This window comes from Ruminococcus bromii (assembly GCF_002834225.1).
GTDB lineage: Bacteria > Bacillota > Clostridia > Oscillospirales > Acutalibacteraceae > Ruminococcoides > Ruminococcoides bromii.
Genome location: NZ_NNSR01000069.1, coordinates 76,319 through 94,257, shown reverse-complemented (window position 1 = coordinate 94,257; position 17,939 = coordinate 76,319). Strand labels below are relative to the sequence as shown.

The following is a 17,939-nucleotide window of genomic DNA, read 5'->3' as shown; positions in this document are numbered from 1 at the left end:
TCTCTCGGTGCTTTGCGTTGTTAAAAATTATATTTACTTAATCAAGTCCTTGATAACTTCGCCGGCTATGATAAGACCTGCAACCGACGGAACAAATGCGGTACTGCCGGGAACCTGTCTGCGTTGGGTGCATTTTCTTTCAGTTTCGGGAGGGCATATGCAATTTGTTTTACAGCTTATTGCCATATCGTCAACGGGTGTGATAGGCTTTTCCTTTGAATAAACAACCTTCAGCTTTTTGATACCTCTCTTTTTGAGTTCGTGTCTCATAACCCTTGCAAGAGGACAGACCGAGGTTTTGTAAATGTCGGCAACCTCAAACGCTGTAGGATCAAGCTTGTTGCCTGCTCCCATTGAACAGATGATAGGCGTCTTGGCTTTGTTGGCTTGCATAACAAGCTCAATTTTGCCTGTTACCGTGTCAATTGCGTCAACTACATAGTCGTATTTTGAAAAGTCGAATTTTTCCGAGGTTTCGGGAGTGTAAAAGGTCTGGTGTTTGTTGATGATTATGTCGGGATTGATGTCCTTGAGCCTTTCCTCTGCAACATCAACCTTGTATTTGCCTACTGTTTTTCTTGTTGCAAAAATCTGGCGATTGATGTTTGTAAGGCACACCTTGTCATCGTCAATAAGGTCAAGCTCGCCGACTCCGCTCCTTGCAAGAGCCTCCGCCGTGTATCCGCCTACACCGCCGATTCCGAAAATTGCAACTCTTGTTTTTGAAAGCCTGTCCATAGCTTCTTTGCCAATCAAAAGCTGTGTTCTTGAAAACTGATTAAGCATAAAAACGCTCCTTAATACATATTCAAATCATTTAGTATTTCTATCGGTACAATAAGTATTTACATCGGAATAAAACTCCCGCTGTTTGCTGACGGGAGGTATCTTTGTATAGTTTATATTGTAATCACTGTTTTTGTCAAGCAAAACCCGAAATTTATTGACATAGAATGGTGAATGTAGTATAATCAAAAACATACCAAACAGATAGGTTTAGTGGTGAAATAACTGACTAACTTTAATTGACAATAGCTGTCGGCAGTAATAAAATAACTTTAAAAGTGTATTTTACTGTCGGATTTTATTTGTAACGGAGCGAATTTTTTATGTACTGCCTGAGCGTAAGTCACAAAACTTCAAATGTGGTTGTGAGAAAGAAGCTTGCCTTTCCCGATGAGCAAAAAAAGACATTTCTTGACGAACTTTATTATTCTGAAAATATCAGCGAGTGTTTGATTCTCTGCACCTGCAACAGAACCGAGGTTTATTTTTGCGGTGACGAATCATCTGTGAAAACGGTTGAAACCGTTCTTTCGGATTTTTCAGGAATTGATTTTGACGAACTAAAAAAGTACATCTGTCTTTTCTACGGTGACAGGGCTTTGCTCCATCTTTTCAGGGTGGCAGGCGGAATTGAATCAATGGTTATCGGTGAAGATGAAATACTCGGTCAGCTAAAGCGAGCCTACGCCTTTGCAAAGGACAACGGCACGGTTGCATATGAGCTTAATATGTGCGTTCAGGCGGCTGTTGCCTGTGCAAAAAAAATCAAGACCGAAACCGCCATTTCAAAAACATCGGTTTCCGTTGCAACTCTTGCGTCAAACGAGGCGGCAAAATTCAAAGACGGTGAGCTGAATGTCCTTGTAATCGGTGCAACAGGCAAGGTCGGCTCAACCGTTGTGAAAAATCTTTTGTCGCACAAAGGTATAAGCGTTACCGTGACCTCACGAAAGCACAAAGCAGAAACTGTTTTTGAAAATACGGGTGCGAATGTGATTGATTATGACGAAAGATACAAAGCGTTTGATTTTGCAGACTGCGTAATCAGTGCCACAAGCGGACCGCATTACACGGTTACATATTATGATTTAAAAAACAATATAAAAACCGAAAAATCAAGGCTGTTTATTGACCTTGCCGTACCGCCCGACATTGACGAAAGTATCCCCAAAATAAGCGGTGTAAGGCTCATTAATATTGACTGCATAAAACAGCTTGCAAACGAGAACAATGCTCTCAAACTCGACAGCGTTGAAAGTGCAAAAGAAATAATTTTTGAGGAAATTGAAGTTCTCAAAAAAGACCTTGCCTTTCACGAATTTCTGCCGTGTATGCAGTCTGTGAAAAACGCAATGCCGTCAGATTTTTCGGAAAAATTCATTTATAAGCTGAAATCCGATGTTTCGGCAGAAGAATTTGCAAGAATTCTTGAAATCTACAGAAAGTGCGGAGAGAATAACTAATGGCATATTTCCCGTTTTATATTGACATTGAAAATAAAAAAATACTCGTAGTCGGCGGCGGTACGGTTGCACTCAGAAAGATTGAAAAGTTGATGCCGTTCTCGCCGGACATAACCGTTGTTGCCCCGAAAATCTGCGATGAAATCAAGGCTTTGAATGTGAAAATCATTGACCGCAGATTTTGTGACAGCGACCTTGACGGTGTGTTTTGCGTTATCAGCGCAACCGATGATGAAACGCTCAACGGCAAAATTTTTCAGCTTTGTAATGAGAAAAATATTCTTGTCAACACAGTTGACGATAAGGAAAAATGCGGATTTATTTTTCCTGCAATTGCAAGCAAAAACGGCATAACGGCAGGAATTACAACATCGGGCAAAAGTCCGATTTACGCAAAATATCTTAAAGAGCTTTTTGTGGGAATCCTTGAAAGTATGAACGAAAACACAACCGAGGTTTTGTGGAAATATCGCCCGATAATTAAGGAAAAAGTTGAAAAGGAAGATGACAGAAGGAAGATTTTTGAACAGCTTCTTTCGCTTTGCCTTTCGGGACTTGAACCCGATGAAAAAACTGTTGAAAATTTGATTGAGGAATACGAACAATGACGATAAAAATCGGAACAAGAAAAAGCAGGCTTGCCCTTGCACAAACCGAAATGTTAATAAAAACGTTGAAAAACCGTTTTCCGAATGTTGAAATTGAAACGGTTTACATTTCGACAACAGGCGACAAAACCCTTGACAAACCGCTTGTAGCTTTAGGCGGAAAAGGTGTGTTCATCAAGGAGCTTGAAATGTCACTTTTGAACGGAGAAACAGATGTTGCCGTTCACAGCGCAAAGGACTTGCCGACAAAAATTGCAGACGGACTTGAAATTTCCGCCGTGTTGCCAAGGGGCAGCTATGGCGATGTTTTTGTCACACGCAACAATTTTGAAACAAAGGACGGCTTTGTCATCGGAACAGGCAGTTTAAGACGAAAGCTTTTTGCGGAGAAAATCTATCCTAATGCAAAATTCAAGGATATAAGGGGCAATGTTGACACCCGACTTAAAAAGCTGTTGAACGGTGAGTACGATGCTCTTGTGCTTGCAAAGGCAGGGCTTGAAAGACTTGACCTTTGCAACGGTGAGGATTACACGGTAACTCCGTTTGATACCGATGAATTTCTCCCTGCACCGTGTCAGGGAATAGTTGCGATTGAAAGCAGAAAAAACAGCGAGGTTTCCAAAATGCTCGCTGAAATCAGCGACAAAAATACAATGCTTTCGTTTGAAACCGAAAGACAGGTTCTGCTCAGCCTCAATGCCGATTGTTCAACTCCCGTCGGTGCAATTTCAAAGGTTGAAAACGACAGGATAACGCTTTCTCTGTCTGCCGACTGCAAAAAAACAGTCAGCGGAACAGATGAAATTTCAAACAGAATCAAACTTGCAAAAAGGCTGGTGAGCGAAATTGAGTAACGGAAGAGTGTATATTGTCGGTGCGGGATGCGGCGATTTTGACCTGATAACAATGCGTGGTGCGGAGTATATCAGACATTGCGATGTGCTTGTTTACGACAGCCTTATAGATGTGTCATTGCTCGGTTTTGCACCCGAAACGGCTGAAAAAATCTGCGTTGGAAAGCGTTCGGGCAGACACAGCGAAAAGCAGAAAAATATTAACGAAATCCTTGTTGAAAAGGCGAGAGAGGGCAAAACGGTTGTCCGTCTTAAGGGCGGCGATCCGTTCGTGTTCGGCAGAGGCGGAGAGGAGATTGAAACCCTCAAAAGTGCCGATATTCCGTTTGACATTGTACCCGGAATTTCTTCCTCGATTGCCGTTCCCGAACTTGCGGGAATCCCTGTTACACACAGAAATCTGAGCCGAAGTGTTCATATAATCACGGGACATACGGCACAGGACACCCTGCCCGAAAATATAAAGAAATGTGCCGAAACCGACGGAACGCTTGTCTTTCTTATGGGCTTGAGAAACCTCCCCGACATTGTGGAAAATCTTATTCAGAACGGTAAATCGGAGGATACTCCCGTTGCAGTTGTGTCAAACGGTGCTTGTGCAAAAAATCAGACCATGAGGGGAACTCTCTCGACAATCTGCGAAAATGTTAAATCCGCAGAGATTGTTCCGCCTGCCGTTATAGTGGTTGGCGAAACCGCAAAATTTGACTTTGCCCCCACAATTACAAGATCTTTGAAAAATGTTTCCGTTACCGTTACGGGTACGAGAAAGCTCTCCGACAAACTCGGCAAAATGCTCACGCTTTCGGGTGCGGAGGTCAAAAGGCATGACCTTTTAAAGGTGATTGAATATCATGACAACGAAGCTTTTGACAATGCAATAAACGGCATTGACGGCTACGATTATGTGGTGCTTACAAGTATGAACGGTGCAGAAATTTTTATGAGCCGACTGCGTAAGCTGAAAAAGGATATCCGCAGTTTTGCAAATATTAAGTTTGCGGTGATTGGTTCGGGAACAGCGGCTGTACTTGAAAAGTACGGAATTTTTGCCGACTGTATTCCGAATGTCTACACAACCCGTGAACTTGGAATTTTGCTTGCAAAAACAGTGAAAAGCGGCGAAAAAGTATTGATTCTGCGTGCCGAAAACGGTTCGCCCGAACTCACTCGGATTTTGGCTGATAACAACATTGATTTTGACGATGTCAAAACCTATGACATTCAGCTTGAGAAAAAACAGGATAATTCCGTTGTTGATACCGATTTTATTACTTTTGCGAGTGCGTCGGGTGTGAACACATTTTTTGACGGCGGAGCAACTATTTCCGACAGAACTTCCGTTGTATGCATAGGTGAAATTACCGCCGAGGCACTTGAAAGTCACGGCGTAAATTCGTTCAAGATTGCAAAAACGAAGGACACAGACGGAATTTTGAAAACTATAATCAAGGAAGTAACTTTGAAAGAAGGCTAAATATATGAGAAGATTCAGAAGATTAAGAGCAGGCGAGCGGATTCGCAGTCTTGTTCGTGAAACAAGAATTGACAAGGGCGATTTGATTTACCCGATTTTTATTGCAGAGGGTGAAAATATTAAAAAGCCTGTTGATTCAATGCCGAATGTCTACCAATATTCGCTTGACAGAGCAGACGAGATTCTTAAAGAAATTGAAAACAGCGGCATAGCAGGACTTCTTATTTTCGGAATTCCAAAGCATAAAGACGAGCTTGCAACATCAGCCTATGACGATAACGGTGTAACTCAGAACGCAATCAGATACATAAAGAAAAATTATCCGTCACTCCTTATTATTGCCGATGTCTGCCTTTGTGAATACACAAGTCACGGTCATTGCGGTGTTGTTTGCGGTCACGAAATTCTCAATGACGAAACACTTCCGCTCCTCTCTAAAATGGCTGTCAGCCTTGCAAAAGCAGGTGCGGATATCATCGCTCCTTCGGATATGATGGACGGCAGAGTGTCTGCAATCAGAAACGCACTTGACGAAAACGGACTTATCAACACTCCGATTATGTCATACAGTGCAAAATTTGCCTCAGGCTACTATTCACCGTTCCGTGACGCCGCAGAATCTGCACCCGAATTTGGCGACAGAAAAAGCTACCAGATGGATTACGCAAACGGCAAAGAGGCTCTGCGTGAAATTGCAGATGATATTGACGAGGGTGCGGATATGGTTATGGTCAAGCCTGCACTTGCATATCTCGATATCGTAAAAGCCGCAAGCGAACGCTTTGACCTTCCGCTTGTTGCCTATAATGTAAGCGGTGAATATGCAATGGTCAAGGCGGCTGCCGAAAAAGGCTGGATTGACGAAAAGAAAATTGTGTGCGAAAATATGATTGCAATCAAGAGGGCGGGTGCGGATATCATAATCACATACCACGCACTTGATGTTGCAAAATGGATTGACGAATTTTACAAATAGGGAAGTGCTTTTATGAATATAACTCAAAGCGAAAAGCTATACGCACAGGCGCTTGACTTTATGCCCGGCGGTGTGAACAGTCCTGTCCGTGCGTGCCGTTCGGTCGGAAGAACTCCGCTTTTTATCGACCGTGCAGAGGGTTCAAAAATTTATGATGTTGACGGAAACGAGTTCATTGACTATATCTGCTCATGGGGACCGAATATCCTCGGGCACAAACAGCCTGATGTTGTCAAGGCCGTGACTTCTGCCTGTCAGAACGGACTTACATTCGGTGCGTGCCACAGCGGAGAAATTGAACTTGCCGAGCTTATCCGCAAAAATATGCCGTCAATTGAAATGCTCCGACTTGTAAATTCAGGTACAGAGGCGGTTATGAGTGCAATCCGTGCCGCAAGAGGCTTTACAAAAAGGGATAAAATTGTAAAATTCGAGGGCTGTTACCACGGCCATTCCGACGGCTTGCTTGTAAAGGGCGGTTCGGGACTTCTGACAAATTCAATTCCGAACAGCGCAGGTGTGCCGAAAGGCTACACAGACACAACTCTCCTTGCAAAATATAACGATGAAGAATCCGTGCAACAGCTTTTTGATAACTGCGGTGATGAAATTGCCTGTGTAATCGTTGAGCCTTGTGCCGCAAATATGGGTGTTGTTCCGCCCAAAAAAGGATTTTTAAAATTCCTGCGTGAAATCACTGAAAAGCACGGTTCACTTCTTATTTTCGATGAAGTAATCACAGGCTTCAGACTTTCACTCGGCGGTGCTCAAAAGCTTTACGGAGTAAAACCCGACCTTACAACCCTCGGAAAAATTGTCGGCGGCGGAATGCCGCTTGCAGTTTACGGAGGACGAAAGGAGATTATGGAGTGTGTTGCTCCTCTTGGTTCTGTTTATCAGGCAGGCACACTTTCGGGAAATCCGGTAGCGGTAAGTGCAGGCATTGCAACGCTTAAAATTCTTGAAAAAAATAAAGATTCGATATATCCCGAGCTTGAACGCAAGTCTGCAAAGATTGAAAATGCAATGAAGAATGCAGGACTTAATGTGAACCGTGTGGGTTCGATTATGACGGCATTTTTTACCGACAAAAAGGTTGTTGACTATGACACGGCAACCACAGCCGACACAAAGAGATATGCCGAGTATTACAATCATCTGCTTGAAAACGGAATCTATGCCGCACCGTCACAGTTTGAGGCGATGTTTGTTTCATTTGCACACACGGATGATGACATTGAAAAAACCTGTCAGGTTATTGAAAGCTTTAAATAAAATCCGATAAAATAAGAAAAGCCACCGACATAAAAATCGGTGGCTTTTTGTTTGTAATCTATCAGATGTAGTACATCGGAATGTTGTGTTCAATTTCATTGTTTTTGATATACTCATCGCAAAGCTGTGCAAGTGTAATGCTTTCGGCATATTCCTGAAGATATGACGACATCTTCGACCAAAGACTGTTGTCGATAAGTCTTATCATAACATCATCATCGCCCCGAGTGTTAAAATAAACATTGCTCAGAACATTTGTGTCAAGTGCGTTTATGATATCCTTGAATGTAATCTCTTTAAGGCTTTTTGTAATAACATAACCGCCGTTTGAACCCTTCTGACCTCGCACAAGTCCTGCCGAGCTGAGTGACGAGAGAATCTGTTCAAGATACTTTTTAGATATATTTTGCCGTTTGGCAATTTCGGGAGTTGTTACCGCATTGCCGTTTAGTGAGTGTGACGCAATGTCAATAACAGCGATGATTCCGAATTCCACCTTTGTTGAAATCTTCAATTTTAGCATCTCCTTTCCGTGCGTTTTGTTTGCTGAAAGAGTATATAATAATGGTAACAGTTTTTAATTTAAAAATCAATACCTACTAAACAAATATGTATTGTAGGAAATAATGGAATTACGGCAAATTTTAAAGAAAAATTGTGCAAGAGGTAAAATCTTATTAAACCTATTGAAATACTATGATTAATGGAGTATAATCTACCTATATCAATCGAAGCCGTCAGACAAATTCTTACGACGGTCTTACACAAAAGGGTTGGTTGTATGAAATTAAGGGGTTGGTGATATTATGGAGTTTAACACCGCATTACTTCACAAGGGGTTTAACGGTGAAAAGGTTTTTGGCTCAACCTTAACTCCCATTTATCAGGTCAGTGCATTTTCGCACAGCTCTGCCGAACAGCTTGAAAAGGTGTTCAATAACAGAGCTCCCGGCTACGCCTACTCTCGAATAGGCAATCCCACGGTAACATCTTTTGAGAACAGAATTGCTTCCATTGAAAACGGTGTCGGTGCGGTTGCGTGTTCGTCAGGTATGGCAGCCGTTACGATGGCACTCCTGAACATTCTTGAATCAGGTGACGAAGTAATCGCAAGCACAGGTCTTTTTGGCGGAACAATTGATTTGTTTGGAGATCTTGAGCCTTTCGGAATTGTTACACGATATGTCAACAAGGTGACAGCCGAAGAGATTGAACCGCTCATAAACGAAAAAACAAAAGCAGTCTTTGCCGAGCTTATCGGCAATCCCGGACTTGAAATTGCCGATCTTGACGCTGTATCAGAGCTTGTTCATTCACACGGTGTTCCGCTCATTATCGACAGCACAACGGCAACTCCGTATCTTATTCAGCCGTTTGAACACGGTGCGGACATCGTTGTTCATTCCTCGTCAAAGTACATTAACGGCGGCGGAAATTCAATCAGCGGAATAATCGTTGACAGCGGCAATTTTGAATGGAATACGGAAAGATACAAAGGTCTTGCAGAGTACAAAAAATTCGGTCGGCTTGCATATGTTGCAAAGCTGAGAAACGGTATCTGGCGAAACATAGGCTGTTGCCTTGCACCGTTTAATGCTTTTATGAACTCTGTCGGACTTGAAACACTCGGACTTCGTATGGAGCGTCTTTGTTACAACGCTCTTGAGCTTGCAAAGTTCTTTGAAACACAGGACGGAATCGAAGTCAACTATCCCGCTCTTGAAGCTTCTCCATATTACAGCCTTTGTCAAAAGCTGTTGAAGGGAAAAGGCGGTGCAATCCTCACAATCAGGGCAGGAAGTAAAGAAAGAGCGTTTAAGCTTATCAACAATTTGAAGTATGCAACAAATGCAACAAATATAGGCGACACAAGAACACTTGTAATTCATCCGTCAAGCACAATTTACGCTCACGGAACAGAAGAACAAAAAAGAAACGCAGGCGTGTTTGATGATACAATAAGAATCAGCGTCGGCATTGAGGATATTGAGGATTTAAAGTCTGACTTCAAACAGGCTGTAGACAGTATAAATGTGAATGAATCGGAGGAGTAAGAGAAATGGCAGTTGATTATGCTACGCTTAAAAAGGGCGGCTTTATGCGTCAAAAACAGAAAAATAATTTTTCACTCAGGCTCAGAGTTGTAGGCGGCAACCTTACAGCTAAACAGCTTGCGAAAATTGCCGAGGTTTCGGAAAACTACGGTGACGGTTATGTTCACCTCACATCAAGACAAAGTGTTGAAATTCCTTTTGTAAAGCTTGATGATGTTGAGGCAGTTAAGGACGCGCTTGCCGAGGGCGATGTTGAGCCGGGCGTTTGCGGTCCGAGAGTAAGAACAATTACAGCCTGTCAGGGTGAGGCAATCTGTCCAAGTGGTTGTATTGATACATACGCTCTTGCAAAGGAGCTTGACGACAGATATTTTGCAAAGGAACTTCCGCACAAGTTCAAGTTCGGCATAACAGGCTGTCAGAACAACTGCCTTAAAGCCGAGGAAAACGATGTCGGTATCAAGGGCGGAATCAAGGTTTCATGGAAAGAGGACGCTTGTATCGGCTGCGGAGTCTGTGTAAAGGCCTGCCGTCAGGGTGCAATCACTCTTGAGGACGGGAAAATTTCCGTTGACAATTCAAAGTGTAACTACTGCGGCAGATGCTTCAAGGCTTGCCCGACAGATGCGTGGGACACAATTCACGGTTACATTGTTTCATTCGGCGGACTTTTCGGCAACTCAATCAACAAGGGCGAAACAATTATTCCGTTTATTGAAAATAAAGAAAAACTTATGGAAATCTGTGATGCCGCTCTTAACTTCTTTGCAGAAAACGCAAAGCCGAGCGAACGCTTTAAGTTTACAATCGACAGAGTGGGCAGAGAAAAATTTGAACAGAGAATTTTGGAGGTTTACAATGGCTGATTTTGTAATTGACGATACAGTAGATATTACCGATGTGGTATGCCCGACAACTTTTGTAAAGGCAAAGGTTGCCCTTGAAGAACTTGACGAAGGTCAGATTCTTTCAATAAAAATGAATAACGGCGAGCCTGTTCAGAATGTTCCGAGAAGTATCAAGGAAGAGGGACACAAAATTCTCAAGCTCATTGACAACGAGGACGGCACATATGACCTGATTGTTGAAAAGGTTGGTGATTAAATGCCGCAGAGAGTAAGCAAAGACAATTTTCATAGCGAAGTTCTTTCAGCCGATACACTCGTGCTTGCGGATTTTTATTCCGACAGCTGTATCCCTTGCAAAAGACTTTCACCCGTACTCTTTGAGCTTGAAAAAGAGTATGAGGGCAAGCTGAAAATTGCAAAGATAAATGTTAATTTTGATTCCGAGCTTGCATCGGAATATGAAGTACAGGCGGCACCCACACTCGTTTTTTTCAAAAACGGTGAAGAGAAAGAAAGGCTCAGAGGTGCGGTCAAAAAATCAGAAATAATCGAAGTGACAGAAAAACTTATTAAGGAGTAATCGTTATGACAATCACAGTTGCAGGAAACAAAAAGGAAGTTGCAGACAATCTTACGGTAGCACAGCTCATTATTGACGAGAATGTTGAAACACCCGAGTATGTAACCGTTACAATCAATGACGAATTTGTTAAGAGCGGTACATTTGAAGAAACAACCTTAAAGGACGGCGATGTTGTAGAGTTCCTTTACTTTATGGGAGGCGGTCAGTAATGGCATTTTCAAACGAACAGCTTGAAAGATATTCAAGACACATTATTCTTAAAGAGGTCGGCGCAAAGGGACAGAAAAAGCTCCTTAATGCAAAGGTTCTCATTATCGGTGCAGGCGGACTCGGCGCTCCTGCCGCAATGTATCTTGCCGCCGCAGGTGTAGGTACAATCGGAATTGCAGATGCAGACGAGGTGGATCTCTCAAATCTTCAAAGACAGATTATCCACTCAACACAGGATATCGGCAAGCCTAAGGTTGAGTCGGCAAAGGAAACAATGGAGGCTATCAACCCCGATGTTACCGTAAAGACATACCACACATTTGTTACAAGCGAAAACATTCTTGACCTTGTAAAGAAGTATGACTTCATCATTGACGGTACGGATAACTTTCCGGCAAAGTTCCTTATCAACGATGCCTGTGTAATGGCTAAAAAGCCTTTCTCACACGCCGGAATTATCAGATTTAAAGGTCAGCTTATGACCTATGTGCCGGGTGAAGGCCCTTGTTACCGTTGTGTATTCAAGAACCCTCCGCCAAAGGACGCAGTTCCAACCTGTAAGCAGGCAGGTGTTATCGGTGCAATGGGCGGTGTAATCGGCAGTCTACAGGCAATGGAAGCAATCAAGTACATCATCGGTCAGGGCGAGTTGCTCACGGGCTATCTTCTTACACATGACGCACTCAAAATGGAATTTCGCAAGGTAAAACTTCCGAGTGACACACACAATTGCGCAGTCTGCGGTGACCATCCGACAATCACAGAGCTTATCGACTACGAACAGGCAGAATGTGACGGTGTTCATTTATGATAAAACTTACAAAAAGCGACTTTGAAAAAATACTTGCTCACGCTGTAAAGGAGCTTCCCGATGAGGCTTGCGGTCTTATTGCAGGAACGGTTGAGGGCGGTGACAAGGAGATTAAAAGGGTTTATCTCCTTACAAATATCGACCACTCAAACGAACATTTTTCGCTTGATCCAAAGGAACAGCTTGAGGCAATCAAAGATATGAGAAAGAACGGATTTGTTCCTCTCGGCAACTGGCATTCACATCCCGAATCGCCGTCAAGACCGTCTGAAGAGGACAAAAGACTTGCCTTTGACAGCAAGGCAAGCTATATGATTCTTTCGCTTATGGACAGAGAAAACCCCGTTCTCAATTCATTCAAAATTACGGGAGATACAGCAGAAAAGGAAGAGCTTGTTATAAAGTAAAGGAGGGAGATTGTGTACGACATCGTGATTATCGGCAGCGGTCCCGCAGGACTTTCAGCTGCAATTTATGCACAGCGTGAAAACCTTAAAGCGGTTGTGGTTGAAAAAGAATTTATGGGGACGGGACAGATTGCCGAGAGCGAGAGAGTAGATAATTACCCCGGGCTTTACGGTGAAACAGGCTTTGACCTCGGAGAAAAGTTCAGAACTCACGCCGAAAAACTCGGTGCTGAATTTGTTGAGGGAGAGGTTACCGAGGTTGAAAGAGTTAACGGTAACTTCTCCGTAAACATTGACGGCGGTGAAAGTCTTGAAACAAAAACCGTAATCTATGCGGCAGGAACACAGCGCAGAAAGCTTGGTGTGAAAGGCGAAAAGGAATTTTCGGGTAACGGAGTTTCTTATTGTGCGGTGTGTGATGCGGCTTTCTATAAGGATAAAATTACCGTGGTAACAGGCGGCGGTGACACTGCTTTGGGTGAAGCACTTCTGCTTTCAAGATTCTGCAAAAAGGTTTATCTCGTTCACAGAAGGGATTCCTTCAGAGCAGGCAGAGCCTTGCAGAACAGGGTGTTTGCCACGGAAAATATTGAAGCTCTTACAAATGCAACGGTATCTGAAATTAACGGAGATACAAAGGTGACTTCGGTCACGCTTTTACAAAACGGAGAAGAAAAACAGCTTGATTGCAACGGTGTTTTCGTTGCAGTCGGAAGTGTTCCCGATACAAAACCTCTTGCAAATCTTGTCAAAACCGACAAGGACGGTTACATTATTGCCGATGAAAGCGGAAAAACCTCCGCAGACGGTATTTTTGCAGGCGGTGACATCAGAACAAAAGCACTTCGTCAGGTCGTTACAGCCGTGTCGGACGGTGCAAACTGTGTGATTTCGGCAGAAAAATATCTTGACGAAAAACAATAACGGCAAGGGAGTGAAATCCTATGAAAACAGAAAAAATAAGCACCGATGTCCTCATTATAGGTGGCGGAACGGCAGGCTGTTATGCGGCTCTGACCATTTCCGAAAATTCGGACAAAAAGGTTCTTATCTGTGAAAAAGCACACATCAAAAGAAGCGGTTGTCTTGCCGCAGGTGTAAACGCTCTTAACGCATACATTGTTGAGGGCAGAAAACCGCAGGACTATGTTGACTACGCTAAAAAGGACGCTGACGGGATTGTCAGAGAGGATTTGCTCCTTACCATGTCCGAAAAGCTCAACGAAGTAACCGACAGGCTTGAAAAACTCGGTCTTGTAATTTTAAAGGACGAGAACGGAAAGTATGTTACACGAGGCAACCGAAACCTTAAAATCAACGGTGAAAACATAAAGCCGATTCTTGCGGACGCAGTCGAAAAGGCAAAGAATGTAACGGTTCTCAACCGTGTTAATATTTTTGATTACTCGGTAAAGGACAACAAAATCAACGGTGCATTCGGATTCGGCATTGAAAGCGGAATTTTCTACACAATCGAAGCAAAGGCTGTCATAATTGCCACAGGCGGTGCGGCAGGACTTTACAAGCCGAACAACCCCGGATTTTCCCGCCACAAGATGTGGTATCCGCCCTTTAATACAGGTGCAGGCTACGCAATGGGAATCAGAGCCGGTGCAGAGATGACAACCTTTGAAATGCGTTTTATCGCACTCAGATGCAAGGACACAATCGCTCCCACGGGAACACTTGCACAGGGTGTAGGTGCAAAGCAGATTAATTCACTCGGCGAGGTTTATGAAACAAAGTACGGACTTACAACTTCCGAAAGAGTTTACGGTACGGTAAATGAAAATCAGGAGGGCAGAGGCCCCTGCTACCTCAGAACAGAGGGAATCACAACCGAGCAGGACGAATCACTTTTAAAAGCCTATCTCAATATGGCACCTTCGCAGACAATCAAGTGGATTGAAAGCGGAAGAAATCCTTCACGGCAGAATGTTGAAATTGAGGGAACAGAGCCGTACATCGTAGGCGGTCACACGGCAAGCGGTTACTGGGTTGACACAGACCGTGCAACCACAATTGAAGGACTTTTTGCAGGCGGTGATGTTGCAGGCGGTTGTCCGCAGAAGTATGTTACGGGTGCTCTTGCAGAGGGTGAAATCGCAGGGCTTTCGGCGGTTAAGTATATTGACAGCAAAGAAAGCTTTGAGAAAATCAGCGATGAAGATACAAATTATCACCTCAGGGAAACCGAGAAATATCTCACAGACCGCCATTCACTCTACACCACGGAACAGCTTGAAGAGGCAATGCAGACGGTTATGGACAGCTACGCAGGCGGTATAAAAACAAACTACCGTTTCAACAAAAAACAGCTTGACATTGCCGACTGCAAAATCAGACAGCTTGAAACGCTCACAGATGACCTCTATGCAGAAGATTTTCAGGAGCTAATGTATATCTGCGAGCTTAAAGAAAGGCTTACGGTCTGCAAAAGCGTAATTGCTCACCTCAGAGCGAGAAAGGAAACACGCTGGCACAGCTTTGCCGAAAACCTTGACTACCCCGAAAAGGACGACAGGAACTTTAACAAGTATGTTAATTCCCGTCTTGAAAACGGCGAGATAAAAATTATTATTCGTGACCTTGTAACGGGAGGTGAAAAGTATGAGCATAGTAATTGACAAGTCCAAGTGCATAGGCTGCAAAAGGTGTCGCAATGTCTGCCCCGGAAGTCTTATCAAGACTGACGAAAACGGCAAAGCGTACATCAAATATCCCAAGGATTGTTGGGGCTGCACCTCCTGCATAAAAGAATGTCCCGCATATGCAATCAGCTTTTTCCTCGGTTCCGATATCGGCGGTATGGGCAGTAAGGTTCACACCGAAAAGAACGGAGATATCCTCTCGTGGTTAATTGAAAAACCGCATGGCGAGGTCATTAAGATTGATATAAATCAAAAAGAATCAAACAAATACTAAGGAAACACTTTGTAAGTATTTCCGTGAAAAGGAGATAAGGTATGAGTCAGCTTTCACATTTAGATGAGCTTGAAGCAGAAGCTATATACATAATCAGAGAAGTTGCGGCAGAGTGCGAAAAGCCTGTTATGCTCTACTCAATAGGCAAGGACAGCTCGGTTATGCTCCACCTTGCAATGAAGGCGTTTTATCCCGAAAAACCGCCGTTCCCATTCCTCCACATTGACACAACATGGAAGTTCAAGGATATGATAAAATTCCGTGATGACACAGCAAAAAAGCTCGGAATTGAAATGCTCGTTTACACCAATGAAGAAGGTGTTAAAAAAGGCATCAACCCGTTTGATCACGGTGCGGCTTACACAGATATTATGAAAACACAGGCTCTCAAACAGGCTCTCAACAAATACGGCTTTACTGCGGCATTCGGCGGCGGCAGACGAGATGAGGAAAAATCAAGAGCCAAGGAAAGAATTTTCTCTTTCAGAAATAAAGCACAGGCATGGGATCCTAAGAACCAGCGCCCCGAGATGTGGAAGCTTTACAACACAAAAATCAATAAGGGCGAAAGCATTCGTGTGTTCCCAATTTCCAACTGGACAGAAAAGGACATATGGCAGTACATTCAAAGGGAAAAAATTGACATCGTTCCGCTTTACTTTGCGGCAAAAAGACCTGTTGTTTACCGTGACGGCAACATTATTATGGTTGATGATGATCGTTTTCCGCTCAAAGAGGGCGAAATACCCGAATTGAAATCGGTTCGTTTCAGAACACTCGGCTGTTATCCTCTTACAGGCGGCATAGAGTCAACTGCAACAACTCTTGATGAAATTATTGACGAAACCCTCAGCTCCGTTTCTTCGGAGCGTACCTCCAGAGTAATTGACAACGAGGCACAGGGCAGTATGGAACGCAGAAAAAGGGAGGGTTACTTCTGATGAAAGGTTTACTTAAATTTATTACCTGCGGCAGTGTTGATGACGGTAAATCAACACTCATAGGCCACATACTTTATGACGCCAAGCTTATTTATGCCGATCAGGAAAAGGCTCTTGAGCTTGACAGTAAGGTCGGCAGTCGCAGCGGTGACATTGACTATTCGCTTTTGCTTGACGGTCTTATGGCTGAGCGTGAGCAGGGCATCACAATTGATGTTGCTTATCGCTACTTTACAACCGACAACCGCAGTTTTATCGTTGCCGACACACCCGGTCACGAGGAATATACAAGAAACATGGCTGTAGGCGCATCTTTTGCAGACCTCGCAGTTATCCTCATTGACGCATCACAGGGCGTTCTTGTTCAGACAAGACGACACGCAAGAATCTGTAAGCTTATGGGTATAAGACATTTTGTCTTTGCCGTTAATAAGATGGATTTGGTAAAGTACAGCAAGTCACGCTTTGACGAAATCGTAAAGCAGATTGAAGAACTTAAAAACGAGCTTTTACTTGACGATATCTACATCATTCCGCTTTCCGCAACAGAGGGCGACAATGTTACCGTAAAGTCCGAAAACATTCCGTGGTACAACGGTGTTCCTCTGCTTCAGTATCTCGAAACTGTTGATGTTGATTCCTCGGAGGAGGAAGAAGGATTCTATCTTCCTGTTCAGAGAGTTTGCCGTCCCGACCACACATTCAGAGGCTTTCAGGGACAGATTGAGTCGGGCAGTATCAACATAGGCGATGAAATCGTAACACTCCCGAGCAATGAAAAGGCTCATATAAAGCAGATCCTTATGACAGATAAGGATGTTAAAACTGCTTTCAAGGGACAGCCCGTTACAATCACACTTGACAAGGAAGTTGATGTATCCCGTGGTTGTGTAATTACAAAGGACACAAATCTTGCGTCTTATCAGGAGCTTACAGCGTCAATTCTCTGGATGGATGACGAACAGCTTACAGCCGGCAAGGATTACCTTGTAAAGCTCGGCACAAAGACTATTTCGGGTATCGTTTCAGAAATCAAGTACGCTGTTGATGTGAACACAGGCGAGCATATTCCTGCCGATTCACTCACAAAGAACGGAATCGCAGTCTGCACAATTCTGCTTGCGGAGCCGATTGCGGTTGACCTTTTCTCAAAGCATAAAACACTCGGTGAGCTTATTTTGATTGACCGTGTGTCAAATATGACATCAGCCTGCGGTGTTGTTGATTCGGTTGAAGAAAAAGCCGATGATGCAAAAAAGGCGTCATTCGTACTCGGCTCACTTGAGGCAAGAGGTGACATTTTTGAAGAGTTTTTCTATGACACTTCAAGCCTTAATGTTCTCAAATATCAGCCTGTTAAGGAAACCTATACAAAGGGGGACACAATCCCTGTTGAGGGCGAAAGCTATAAGTATCCCGACAGCTTTGATATTATAGTTCTTCGTGACAGCGTTGCCGTAAAGGTTCGTGACCGCAAGATTACCGATATCGTTCCGACATCGGAGTACAGCTACGGCGGTGTTCCTGTTGTAAACGGCAGAGGCTTCGAGGTTCTCGCCGACAGCAACGAAAAAATTCAGCAGTTTCTTTCCGAGTATTCAAATCTTAAAAGCATCAACGATGCGGATTTCTTTGCAAAGTGGGTTAAGTTCGATACCTACAGAAAAATTGCAATTCAAAACAGATAACAGGTTTATTCATTTTAACTCATTCGCAGA

At 43.5% G+C, this 17,939-nt stretch carries 20 protein-coding genes; 18 read left to right on the top strand and 2 right to left on the bottom strand.

What is annotated here, in order from left to right; translation table 11 throughout:
- Positions 1 to 33: 33 nt before the first annotated feature.
- Positions 34 to 786 (bottom strand): tRNA threonylcarbamoyladenosine dehydratase, encoded by a 753-nt coding sequence (locus RBATCC27255_RS07630; RefSeq protein WP_101029439.1) that lies wholly within the window; start codon positions 784 to 786, stop codon positions 34 to 36.
- 323 nt (positions 787 to 1,109) lie between these two features.
- On the opposite strand from RBATCC27255_RS07630, the gene hemA reads away from it, so the two are divergent.
- The 6 genes from hemA to hemL are packed head-to-tail and all read left to right on the top strand — an operon-like array spanning position 1,110 to position 7,442.
- On the top strand, positions 1,110 to 2,249 hold the full coding sequence (gene hemA, locus RBATCC27255_RS07625; protein WP_101029438.1) for a glutamyl-tRNA reductase: 1,140 nt from the start codon (positions 1,110 to 1,112) through the stop codon (positions 2,247 to 2,249).
- Entirely contained in the window at positions 2,249 to 2,857 is a 609-nt protein-coding gene (locus tag RBATCC27255_RS07620; protein ID WP_101029437.1) for a precorrin-2 dehydrogenase/sirohydrochlorin ferrochelatase family protein, read from the top strand. Before hemA ends, RBATCC27255_RS07620 begins: the two co-directional genes overlap by 1 nt.
- Positions 2,854 to 3,714: a hydroxymethylbilane synthase gene (gene hemC / locus RBATCC27255_RS07615; protein ID WP_101029436.1), complete on the top strand. Its 861-nt coding sequence runs from the start codon at positions 2,854 to 2,856 to the stop codon at positions 3,712 to 3,714. The genes RBATCC27255_RS07620 and hemC overlap by 4 nt, the downstream gene beginning before the upstream one ends.
- Positions 3,707 to 5,191 (top strand): uroporphyrinogen-III C-methyltransferase, encoded by a 1,485-nt coding sequence (gene cobA / locus RBATCC27255_RS07610; protein WP_101029435.1) that lies wholly within the window; start codon positions 3,707 to 3,709, stop codon positions 5,189 to 5,191. The genes hemC and cobA overlap by 8 nt, the downstream gene beginning before the upstream one ends.
- A gap of 4 nt (positions 5,192 to 5,195) precedes the next feature.
- Complete coding sequence (gene hemB / locus RBATCC27255_RS07605; protein WP_101029434.1) at positions 5,196 to 6,167, top strand: porphobilinogen synthase; 972 nt, start codon at positions 5,196 to 5,198, stop codon at positions 6,165 to 6,167.
- Between the two features lie 12 nt (positions 6,168 to 6,179).
- Positions 6,180 to 7,442, top strand: a complete 1,263-nt coding sequence (hemL, locus tag RBATCC27255_RS07600) for a glutamate-1-semialdehyde 2,1-aminomutase (protein WP_101029433.1) — start codon at positions 6,180 to 6,182, stop codon at positions 7,440 to 7,442.
- A 61-nt stretch (positions 7,443 to 7,503) separates the two neighbouring features.
- On the opposite strand, the gene RBATCC27255_RS07595 is transcribed toward hemL, so the two are convergent.
- The gene (locus RBATCC27255_RS07595; RefSeq protein WP_169923298.1) at positions 7,504 to 7,956 is read right to left on the bottom strand and encodes an RrF2 family transcriptional regulator; all 453 of its coding nucleotides are present in this window, start codon (positions 7,954 to 7,956) and stop codon (positions 7,504 to 7,506) included.
- Between the two features lie 292 nt (positions 7,957 to 8,248).
- Between RBATCC27255_RS07595 and RBATCC27255_RS07590 the strand changes: the two genes are divergently transcribed.
- The 12 genes from RBATCC27255_RS07590 to RBATCC27255_RS07535 are packed head-to-tail and all read left to right on the top strand — an operon-like array spanning position 8,249 to position 17,909.
- The gene (locus tag RBATCC27255_RS07590; RefSeq protein ID WP_101029431.1) at positions 8,249 to 9,496 is read left to right on the top strand and encodes an O-acetylhomoserine aminocarboxypropyltransferase/cysteine synthase family protein; all 1,248 of its coding nucleotides are present in this window, start codon (positions 8,249 to 8,251) and stop codon (positions 9,494 to 9,496) included.
- Between the two features lie 5 nt (positions 9,497 to 9,501).
- On the top strand, positions 9,502 to 10,362 hold the full coding sequence (locus RBATCC27255_RS07585) for a 4Fe-4S binding protein (protein ID WP_101029430.1): 861 nt from the start codon (positions 9,502 to 9,504) through the stop codon (positions 10,360 to 10,362).
- Entirely contained in the window at positions 10,355 to 10,600 is a 246-nt protein-coding gene (locus RBATCC27255_RS07580; RefSeq protein ID WP_101029429.1) for a sulfurtransferase TusA family protein, read from the top strand. Before RBATCC27255_RS07585 ends, RBATCC27255_RS07580 begins: the two co-directional genes overlap by 8 nt.
- The gene (gene trxA, locus RBATCC27255_RS07575; RefSeq protein WP_101029428.1) at positions 10,601 to 10,924 is read left to right on the top strand and encodes a thioredoxin; all 324 of its coding nucleotides are present in this window, start codon (positions 10,601 to 10,603) and stop codon (positions 10,922 to 10,924) included.
- A 5-nt stretch (positions 10,925 to 10,929) separates the two neighbouring features.
- Positions 10,930 to 11,136 (top strand): sulfur carrier protein ThiS, encoded by a 207-nt coding sequence (gene thiS / locus RBATCC27255_RS07570; RefSeq protein ID WP_015523488.1) that lies wholly within the window; start codon positions 10,930 to 10,932, stop codon positions 11,134 to 11,136.
- Positions 11,136 to 11,948, top strand: a complete 813-nt coding sequence (gene thiF / locus RBATCC27255_RS07565; protein WP_101029427.1) for a thiazole biosynthesis adenylyltransferase ThiF — start codon at positions 11,136 to 11,138, stop codon at positions 11,946 to 11,948. Before thiS ends, thiF begins: the two co-directional genes overlap by 1 nt.
- Entirely contained in the window at positions 11,945 to 12,355 is a 411-nt protein-coding gene (locus RBATCC27255_RS07560) for a M67 family metallopeptidase (protein WP_101029426.1), read from the top strand. Before thiF ends, RBATCC27255_RS07560 begins: the two co-directional genes overlap by 4 nt.
- 12 nt (positions 12,356 to 12,367) lie before the next feature.
- Positions 12,368 to 13,279 carry a thioredoxin-disulfide reductase gene (gene trxB, locus RBATCC27255_RS07555; protein ID WP_101029425.1) on the top strand — a complete coding sequence of 304 codons (912 nt, stop codon included), beginning with the start codon at positions 12,368 to 12,370 and terminating at the stop codon, positions 13,277 to 13,279.
- 20 nt (positions 13,280 to 13,299) lie between these two features.
- Positions 13,300 to 14,982, top strand: a complete 1,683-nt coding sequence (locus RBATCC27255_RS07550; protein WP_101029424.1) for an adenylyl-sulfate reductase subunit alpha — start codon at positions 13,300 to 13,302, stop codon at positions 14,980 to 14,982.
- Entirely contained in the window at positions 14,966 to 15,280 is a 315-nt protein-coding gene (locus RBATCC27255_RS07545) for a 4Fe-4S dicluster domain-containing protein (protein WP_101029423.1), read from the top strand. Before RBATCC27255_RS07550 ends, RBATCC27255_RS07545 begins: the two co-directional genes overlap by 17 nt.
- A 41-nt stretch (positions 15,281 to 15,321) precedes the next feature.
- Positions 15,322 to 16,221 (top strand): sulfate adenylyltransferase subunit CysD, encoded by a 900-nt coding sequence (cysD, locus tag RBATCC27255_RS07540; protein ID WP_101029422.1) that lies wholly within the window; start codon positions 15,322 to 15,324, stop codon positions 16,219 to 16,221.
- Entirely contained in the window at positions 16,221 to 17,909 is a 1,689-nt protein-coding gene (locus tag RBATCC27255_RS07535) for a sulfate adenylyltransferase subunit 1 (RefSeq protein WP_101029421.1), read from the top strand. The genes cysD and RBATCC27255_RS07535 overlap by 1 nt, the downstream gene beginning before the upstream one ends.
- Positions 17,910 to 17,939 lie beyond the last annotated feature (30 nt).